This is a genomic window from Peribacillus sp. SIMBA_075, from assembly GCF_046534585.1.
The window spans coordinates 1-243 of sequence record NZ_JAWRYN010001403.1; the positions used below are offsets into that span (position 1 = coordinate 1).

Genomic DNA, 243 nt, shown 5'->3' on the forward strand with positions numbered 1-243 from the left:
CATGGGATCAAAGTGACGACCGTTTATTTTGGCGGAGGCACGCCAACGAGTATCACAGCGGAAGAAATGGATTTACTGTATGAAGAAATGTATCGCTCTTTTCCTGATGTGAAACATATTCGAGAAATTACTGTAGAAGCAGGACGTCCTGATACGATTTCGCCTGATAAGCTAGAGGTGCTAAACCGCTACAATATTGACCGGATTAGCATCAACCCGCAATCATATGAGAATGAAACACTG

General features: G+C 43.2%; 1 protein-coding gene. It reads left to right on the forward strand.

The annotated features are described in order from the left end of the window. Positions 1-243 (forward strand): radical SAM protein (locus SB775_RS32955; RefSeq protein WP_410865497.1); only part of this gene is annotated, 243 nt, incomplete at both ends.